Origin of the sequence: Trinickia sp. (assembly GCF_051961175.1) — a bacterium.
GTDB lineage: Bacteria > Pseudomonadota > Gammaproteobacteria > Burkholderiales > Burkholderiaceae > Trinickia.
This window is the reverse complement of the sequence record NZ_JBQCDN010000293.1, coordinates 19981-28017: the sequence shown is the minus strand read 5'-3', so window position 1 is coordinate 28017 and position 8037 is coordinate 19981. Positions and strand designations below refer to the sequence as shown.

Below are 8037 nucleotides of genomic sequence, written 5' to 3'. Positions count from 1 at the left end.
GGCCGACACCAACTGGACAATTTCATTTATCAAAGAACTTACGGGACAGGACACTAGAAGACCCTTTCTACTAGTTGTTTGTCACAATATCGACACAAAACGTCCTTAGATTCGCCTACCCCATGATCGCTCGCGTTCTCCATTTCCCTGATTGATTCGTTTTTTTTACCCTCGTAACCTGTAGGGGTATGGATCTTTCGATTCCCTACCGTTAGCGCGGGGGAGCGGAAGGAAGTCGAGTTAAGCACGCGGAGCAGCCGTATGTCAGATGCCATTGCCAGCCTCAGCCTCACGCCGCTCGAGTCGATCTTTCGCAACGAGTATCGGTGGTTGCTCGGCCGCCTGCGGCTGAAGCTCGGCTGCGCGTTCACCGCCGAGGACATCGCCTCGGAAACGTTCGTTCAACTGGTCGCGCTGCCCGATCCGGCAGGGATCCGCGAGCCGCGCGCGATGTTGACGACCATCGCTCATCGGTTGGTCTACGACTTTTGGCGCCGGCGCGATCTCGAGCGCGCCTATCTCGCCGCGCTCGCCGCGATGCCGGAAGCCGAAGCCCCTTCGGAGGAGGAGCGCGCGATCGTGATCGAGACGCTCAGCGCCATCGATCGCATGCTTTCACGTTTATCCGCCAAAGCGCGCAATGCGTTCGTCTATAGCCAGTTTCACGACATGACGCACGCCGAGATTGCGGAGCGGCTTGGGGTGTCGAAGCGGACGGTGCGCGACTATCTCGCCCAAGCGATGCACGCTTGCTGTCTGGCTTCCGTGCAGTGAGCGGAGACATCGCGCCGGCAAAGGCCGCTGCCGGCGAGCAGGCGATCAGTGCCGCCATTCGTTGGATGGTGTTATTGCGTTCGGGCGATGCGACCGCGCGCGACCGGCAGCGCTTCGAAGCCTGGCGCGCCGCCGATCCCGCGCACGCAAAGGCCGTGGCTCACGTCGAGGCGTCGCTCGGTGCGCTCCTGCCGCCCACCGCGGCCGGCATCGGGCGTCGAGCGCTCGGCGACGCGCTGTTGGCCGCGCCCTCGCGCCGCAGGCTCGTCCGCGGCATGCTTTCGTTCGGCGCGGTCGCCCTCGGCACCGGCGCGATCGTCGATCGCCTCTCGCCCATCGGGCAGTGGACGGCCGATCTGCATACCAACACGGGCGAACGCACGAAAACGGTGCTCGCCGACGGCTCCGCTGTCACGCTGGGCGCCCGCAGTGCCGTCGATCTTGCTTACGGCAGTGACGTGCGTGGGCTGGTGCTGCGTACCGGTGCGAGCTTCGTGCGGGTCGCGGCCGGTGACGCCCGGCCGTTCGTGGTTCGCAACGGGCACCGTCGCGTGCGTGCGCGCGCCGGTTCGTTCTCGGTCCGTACGGAAGGCACTTGGCTTCATATCGCGGCACTCGACGCGCCCGTCGATATTGCCGTGGCTGGCGGCGGGACCATGACGCTGAGCGCTGGCCGCACAGCGCGGGCCGGGGCGAGCCGGATCGAGCCGGTGCGCGAAAGCGCCGCCTTCGAAGCCTCGTGGGTCTCCGGCCAGCTGCAAGTCGACGAGGAGCCGCTTGGATCGGTGGTCGAGCGCCTGCGCCCGTACTTTCCGGGCGTGATCCGCGTGTCAGCCGATGCCGCATCGCTCCCGGTCACCGGCGTGCTGCCGCTCGACGAGCCGGTGCATGCCCTCGATGCGCTGGCCCAGACGCTGCCGCTCGCAATCGACCGCTACGCGGGATATCTGATCCTGATCTCGCGGGCCTGACGCCGTCCCCCGCATTGCCTGGCGGACTGTTTTTTGCCTCAGCGAAAAAAATTTCGCGCGGACCACGTCACTTTCGCTCGCTCGCTTCACATACCGTTTGAAAGCGCAAATGCGAACCCGCAAAAGGGAACCCGCAAAAGCGCACCCGTACCACCCATGCGATCGAAAGACATGACGAGCACGGCTATCCCTTCCACGATGCTGCTTACTCCGGCCCAGCCGGGCTCGAAGGCCCGCACGCTCGGGGTGGCGGCGTTCGTCGTGGCGGCGCATGTTGCACTGCTCGCAGCCTACGTGACGTTCACGCGATCGGGCTTGTCCGGGCTGCGCGAAGCGCATGCCGTCGCGCCTACTGGCCCCCTGCGAGTCGTTTTGCTCGCGGCACCTTCCGCGGCCGACCGGCCAGCGGCGGCCGGTCCTCTCTCTCATGCACCGATTCATCCGCACGTATCGCCGGCCGAAGGCCGTGCGCTTCCGCGCAAACCGGCGCGAACCGAGGCCATTGCGCCGGCGCCGCGCACCGATGCGCCGAAAAAACTGGTGGTAGCCCAGCCGGAGACGGCAGCGGGTGGCGCCAACGGCGTCGCCGATGCCGCAGCGTCGGCGGCCAGCGCGGCGAAGGCGCCGTCGGCCGTCCCGGCCGCGCGGTTCAGCGCTCATCCCGAGACGAAGCGGGCCGACGAAGTGGTCTGCCGGATTCCGGCACCGGCCTATCCGGCGCGTGCACGCAGGCTGGAGGAGGAAGGCACGGCCACGGTGCGCATGACGCTCGATACGGGCGGACGCGCGAGCGCCGTGAGTCTTGAGCAAAGCAGCGGCTTTACCGATCTCGATTCCGCCGCGCTCGATGCGGTGCGCGGTGCGGTTTGCGAACCCTATCGCGAGCGGGGCGAGGCAGTCCCCGTCAGCGTCATTCAATCAGTCGATTTCAAGCTCGCCGCGCCGTAACGGCGGCTTACCGGTCAATGCAAATGCGACAGAAGGGGTCATCTTGAACTACGCCATCCTGACAAAAGACACGGGCCTGGCGCGGCGCATCGAGGACAGCCTGGTGCGTTGCCGCGCAAGCGGCGAAGCGTTCGCCAACGAAATCGACATGCTCCGCGTGCTGCGGCACCGGCACTACGATCTGATCGTGATCGACGCGCGTAGCACGAACGTCGCGTCCAGTGCGCTTGTGTCCTGGCGCGAGTGCCATTCGCTTCGGAACACGCCGTTGCTCGTGATCGGCTCATTCGCCGATCACGCCTGCATGTTTCAGTGGTACGAGGCGGGCGCAACCGACATCCTCTCGTCGCACTTCGACGAGAACGAGTTCTATGTCCGTGCGGTGCGTGCAACGCTGGGCGACGGTGCCGCCGCGAACCGCGAGAGTGAGCGCTTGTGCGTCGGCCGCTATACGCTCAACAAGGCCTGCTGTGTCGTCGAGATTCGCGGTAGCGAGATCCAGCTGACGCCACGCGAGTTCGCCACGGCTTGGTTGCTCTTCTCGAACCCCGGCGTCAGCCTGACCCGGGCGATGGTGGCCAAATCGATCTGGGGCAGCGAGGCGAATTGCGCCGATCGCTCGATCCAGCAGCACGTCTACAAGCTGCGCAAGAAGCTCGCGCTCGGGGGTGAGCAGGGCGTCACGCTGCGCACCGTCTATTCACTCGGCTACCGGCTCGAGGTGGCGGCGAGCGAGAGCGAGGAAATGAACCATGTGCGATTCGACGGCGGCTTGGCGCTCGGGCCGGCCGGCATGTATGCCGAGATCGCTCCCGCGCGAGCGCCGTGAGCGCTGAACAAAGCACCGGCTTTGCCGACCTCGATTCCGCTGCGCTCGACGCGGTACGCGGTGCCATGTGCGAACCGTATCTCGGCGGCGATCGAGGCAGTCCGGGTCAGCGTCATTCAATCAGTCGATTTCAAGCTCGCCGGGCCCGAATGGGAATTACCGGATCAATTCATCTGCGACAGAAGGGGGTCATCTTGAACTACGCCATCCTGACGAAAGACAACGGCCTTGTGCAGCGCATCGAGGACAATCTGTGCGTTGCTGCCGGAACGGCGAAGCGTTCGCCAACGAAATCGAGTCACTTCGCGCGCGGCGGCCGTACCGAGATTCAACTGACTCCGCGCTCCTTTTAAAGAACGCCGGCGTCAGCTTGCCCCTGGCGATGGGGTAAGGAAATCCTGACGACAAAATCATCTCACTCTTACCCCTGCCCGCATCAACTAATCGCTATGTTGGCCGTTGCAACGAAAAGCGCGCTCGATGATCGAGCGCGTTTCTGGCCATGCGGTGGGGTGCTCGGTTTTGCATCGCTCGTATTGGAAACGGTCGAGTCGACGGTCCTGTAGTCGAGATGAATGCAATGGCGAGAATCGGGCGCGGTTTCCGCGTACGTTGGAGTGGTTTGGCGGCGGCAATCTGGTGTTCAGCGGTCGTGCCTTGTTCGTGGGCGGCGGAGCGATCGCCCATCGAGTTTCATGTGCCGGGCGGTCCGCTCGATAAGGTTCTGCTGCAGATCGCGAAGCAGGGGCATCTCGTGCTTTCGTTCAATGCCGAGCTCACGCGCGGTCTCGTGGCGCATCCTGTCGACGGCACGATGACGGCGAAAGAGGCGCTCGCCGATGCGCTGGCCGGCAGCCGTCTCGAACTGATCGACGTGGCAGGCGGCACCCTCACGCTGCGCCGCGCGGAAGGGGCGGGCGAGCCAGGCGCCGCGGCACCGCCCGAGCACGTGCTCCCGAAGATCGACGTGCTCGGCCGCCCCGACGACGGCAAAGCCGCCGAGGACGGTTTCGTCGTCGAGCGTTCGTCCGCCGCGACACGCACCGACATGGCACTATCCGACGTGCCGCAGTCGGTCGGCGCCGTGAGCCAGGCGGTGATGACCAGCCAGCAGGCGGCAACCGTCGCCGACGCGCTGAACAACGTGAGCGGCGTGATGCCGTCGTTCGGTTTCAACAACGCGAACTACGATGTCAGAGTGCGCGGTTTTCAAACGACCGCCCTCATGGTCGACGGTATGCTCTACGAATCGGATGCCTACCCGCCGCTGGAAGGCATCGAGCGTGTCGAGGTGATCAAAGGGCCCGTCACGCTGATTGCGGGAGGGGTGCCGGCGGGCGGTATCGTCAATCTGGTCACGAAGAAGCCTGAGTTCGAGACGCAGCGCAAGCTGACGACCGAGATCGATTCGAGCGGTGAGCGCAAAGCGAGCGTCGACCTCGGGGGTACGTTCGGTGACGCTTCTCATCTCGGCTATCGCTTTGTCGCCGGCGGCGAATTCGACAATCGCAACTACGGCGGGTACGACGGGCGGCATGAGTTGTACCTCGCACCTTCGCTGCGCTATCGTGACGCCGCAACGGATATCACACTGGGGTTCGAGCGCTACCGCAACCGTTTGCCGGTCCTGCCGTATACGGTGGACGGCCCGGACGGCTTACCGCTGTCCGGTACGCCGCTCACGCCGGTCAGTGCACCGAGCGACCACATCGCCAATGAATCGACGGAGGTGCATCTGCTTGCCGAGCATGCGTTCGGCGACGGTTGGAGTGTGCGTGCGCGGGCGCGGCTGCTGCGTTACGAGACCGAAACGTTTTGGAATGTGCCGTTGGCCGCGTTCGACGCCACGGGCAACGTAGGGCTCGATGCGATCTATTCACGCACGGTCCAGCACCAAGCCACTGTGGCGGGCGAAGTCGTGCGCAAGTTCAAGGCAGGCGGCGTGTCGGGCACGCTGCTCGCGGGCGTCGATTTCTGGCGGCTGGGGTACGCCGACGATGAGGCGCCCGATAATTTCTCTACGCAGAACCTGTACACGCCACAGCCGCTGGCGACCGTGCCCGGCGGACCACTGGCCCCCTTCGGATCGTACGATGCCCGGCAGTGGAGCGCCTATGTGCAGGCGCAACTCGTCTTCGGATCGCGGCTGCGTATCCTGGGGTCGCTGCGGCGGACGAACGTGCTGCTCTCGGATTCCCTCAATCAGCTCAATCAGCACAACGGCGCATGGACGCCGAACGTCGGCGTGAGCTACCGCGTGACATCTTTCGCGACGCTGTACGCGAACTGGCTGCACGGCTTCGATCAGTCGCTCGGCGTGCCGACGTCGAGCGGCGCGCCGCTGCCGCCGATCCGCAGCGAGCAGATCGAGACCGGTGTCAAATTCAATCTGCTCGACGACAAGCTCTTTGCCACGGCGGCGGTTTACCGCGTGCGCGACAACTTCGCGATCGGGAGCGACCCGACGAATCCGTTTTTCGCGGCGGCGGTACCCGGCCAGCGCAGCCAGGGGTTCGAGTTCGATCTTCAGGGCCAGGCGTTGCCCGGCTGGAACGTGATCGGTACGCTGACGATCTCGAGTTCGAGCACAGGTCCCGACAGCGGCGTGGTCCCGGCAATCGCGCCGCGCACCGCAAGCCTGTGGACCACCTATGCGTTCAGCCACGATCCGGCGCGCGGCTGGGGCATAGGCGGCGGGATCTTCGCCCATTCGCGCGTGCCGACGGATATGCCCGGCTTCTCTGTACCCGGCGATGCGCGCGTCGATGCGACCGTCTTCTACCGGGCGAAGCGTTGGTCGGCCCAGCTGGGTGTCAAGAACGTGTTCGACCGGCGCCTGTATGCCGCATCGATGCACGCGATCTACATCCCGGTGCTGCCGGGCCGGACCGTGATGTTGACGACGACGTTCGACCTGGGCTGACGATGCGCGTCTGGTGTACGAGTGCCCTGTCCCGCAAGTCAATTTCATTTATCAAAGAACTTACGGGACAGGACGTTAGGCATTAGCGAAGCTAGTGGAGCGTGGCCATCACCGGGCGCTCGTCGCCGAACAGGATGTGCGTGCTTTGCGCTTTCGCGGAACTGCCGATGGCGTCGAGGAATTGCGCAGCGGCATGGGCGGTGAAGCGGATTCTCCGCTCCGCGAGGCACTCGCGCTCATCGTCCCGCATCAAGTCGATCACGACGACATCGATATCGCCGGAAGGATGCAGGACCATCGAAACCGGCACGGATATGTTCATGGCGTCGTCCGGCGAATCCCATGCGTCGGACAGCTCGTCGTTCTCGAAGATCACCCGGGCGTTCTCCCGTTTTCCGTTTTGTTTGTCCAAGGCTTCGATTGTCGGACAATAGCGGCATGTCTCGAAGCAATGAGACGAAACGCTGGGTACGCGAGCGAACATGCACCTGCGCTTGACCACGCTGAGCAAGTGGCAGCCAATCGCAACCAATCGCTGCCATTTGCTGCCGTTTGCGCAAGGCAAGCAGGCATCACGAGGGCGACTCAACCGGGCCGACGCGCCACCGCTCCGCGCGAAAAGTGCTTCGCCCCGGCCACGCACATGACGACGGCGATGGCCACAGCGATCATCGATGGGGGGACTGGCTCATGCAGCAGCACGGCGGCCAGCACGAGCCCAAAAAACGGCTGCAAGAGCTGCAGCTGGCCGACCCCGGCAATGCCACCTAATGCGAGCCCCCGGTACCAGAAGACGAAGCCGATCAGCATGCTGAACAGCGAGACGTAGGCGAGCCCCCAGAACGCGGCATAGGTGACGCCTTCGAATGTCGCCGGATGTGTCCACCAGGAAAGCGGCAGCATGATCGGCAGCGAGAGCACGAGCGCCCAGGAAATCACCTGCCAGCCGCCGAGCCTGCGCGATAGACGCGCGCCCTCGGCGTAGCCGAGCCCGCATACGACGATCGCCGAAAGCATCAGCACATCTCCGATTGGGGAAGCCTGCACGCCGTGGCGCAACGCGAAGGCGACGACGGCTCCGCTGCCCAGTGCCGAGAAGATCCAAAACGGCAAGTGCGGACGCTCGCCGCCGCGCAGCACGCCGAAGATTGCCGTTGCGAGCGGCAAAAGCCCGACAAAGACGATCGCGTGCGCGGACGTGATGTGGCGCAAGGCCAGGGCCGTCAACAAAGGAAAGCCCAGCACCACGCCGAGCGCGACGAGCGCCAGTGGCCAGAGATCGCCGCGCTGGGGCCGCGCCTGGCGATAGGCAACGAGCAGCAGCAATCCAAGCACGCCCGCGATCGTCGCCCGGACGCAGGTGACGAAGATCGGATCGAGCCCCTGCACGGCGAGACGGGTGGCCGGTAGGGAGCCGCTGAAGATCACCACGCCCAGCAAGCCGCTGAGCCATCCGTCGGTCGTCTTTTTCATCTGCATTCCCGGGTCGATAACCGGGACATCATGGATCCGGCAGCCACAAAGCGTAAGCTACGGATCAGCACAATTTTGTCGAACTGTACTGAGTAAATATCAGTACAGCTGCGGGAGCC

At 64.6% G+C, this 8037-nt stretch carries 8 protein-coding genes; 5 read left to right on the top strand and 3 right to left on the bottom strand.

Translation table 11 applies throughout. The features are described 5' to 3' along the window. The first annotated feature begins 261 nt into the window (after positions 1-261). From ACTHL0_RS17830 to ACTHL0_RS17815, 4 genes are all read left to right on the top strand, one after another. The gene (locus ACTHL0_RS17830; protein ID WP_440568149.1) at positions 262-774 is read left to right on the top strand and encodes a sigma-70 family RNA polymerase sigma factor; all 513 of its coding nucleotides are present in this window, start codon (positions 262-264) and stop codon (positions 772-774) included. Beyond that, positions 771-1745, top strand: a complete 975-nt coding sequence (locus ACTHL0_RS17825; RefSeq protein WP_440568148.1) for a FecR family protein — start codon at positions 771-773, stop codon at positions 1743-1745. The genes ACTHL0_RS17830 and ACTHL0_RS17825 overlap by 4 nt, the downstream gene beginning before the upstream one ends. 171 nt (positions 1746-1916) lie before the next feature. Then, complete coding sequence (locus ACTHL0_RS17820; protein ID WP_440568147.1) at positions 1917-2693, top strand: energy transducer TonB; 777 nt, start codon at positions 1917-1919, stop codon at positions 2691-2693. A gap of 43 nt (positions 2694-2736) precedes the next feature. After that, positions 2737-3522, top strand: a complete 786-nt coding sequence (locus ACTHL0_RS17815; protein WP_440568146.1) for a winged helix-turn-helix domain-containing protein — start codon at positions 2737-2739, stop codon at positions 3520-3522. A gap of 164 nt (positions 3523-3686) precedes the next feature. Here ACTHL0_RS17815 and ACTHL0_RS17810 read toward each other — a convergent pair whose 3' ends face one another. Further along, positions 3687-3854, bottom strand: a complete 168-nt coding sequence (locus ACTHL0_RS17810; protein WP_440568144.1) for a hypothetical protein — start codon at positions 3852-3854, stop codon at positions 3687-3689. Between the two features lie 365 nt (positions 3855-4219). Between ACTHL0_RS17810 and ACTHL0_RS17805 the strand changes: the two genes are divergently transcribed. Continuing rightward, entirely contained in the window at positions 4220-6445 is a 2226-nt protein-coding gene (locus ACTHL0_RS17805) for a TonB-dependent siderophore receptor (RefSeq protein ID WP_440568143.1), read from the top strand. A 91-nt stretch (positions 6446-6536) separates the two neighbouring features. On the opposite strand, the gene ACTHL0_RS17800 is transcribed toward ACTHL0_RS17805, so the two are convergent. Beyond that, positions 6537-6857 carry a hypothetical protein gene (locus tag ACTHL0_RS17800; protein WP_440568141.1) on the bottom strand — a complete coding sequence of 107 codons (321 nt, stop codon included), beginning with the start codon at positions 6855-6857 and terminating at the stop codon, positions 6537-6539. Positions 6858-7030: 173 nt separating this feature from the next. Continuing rightward, on the bottom strand, positions 7031-7918 hold the full coding sequence (locus ACTHL0_RS17795) for a DMT family transporter (protein WP_440568140.1): 888 nt from the start codon (positions 7916-7918) through the stop codon (positions 7031-7033). Positions 7919-8037: the final 119 nt, after the last annotated feature.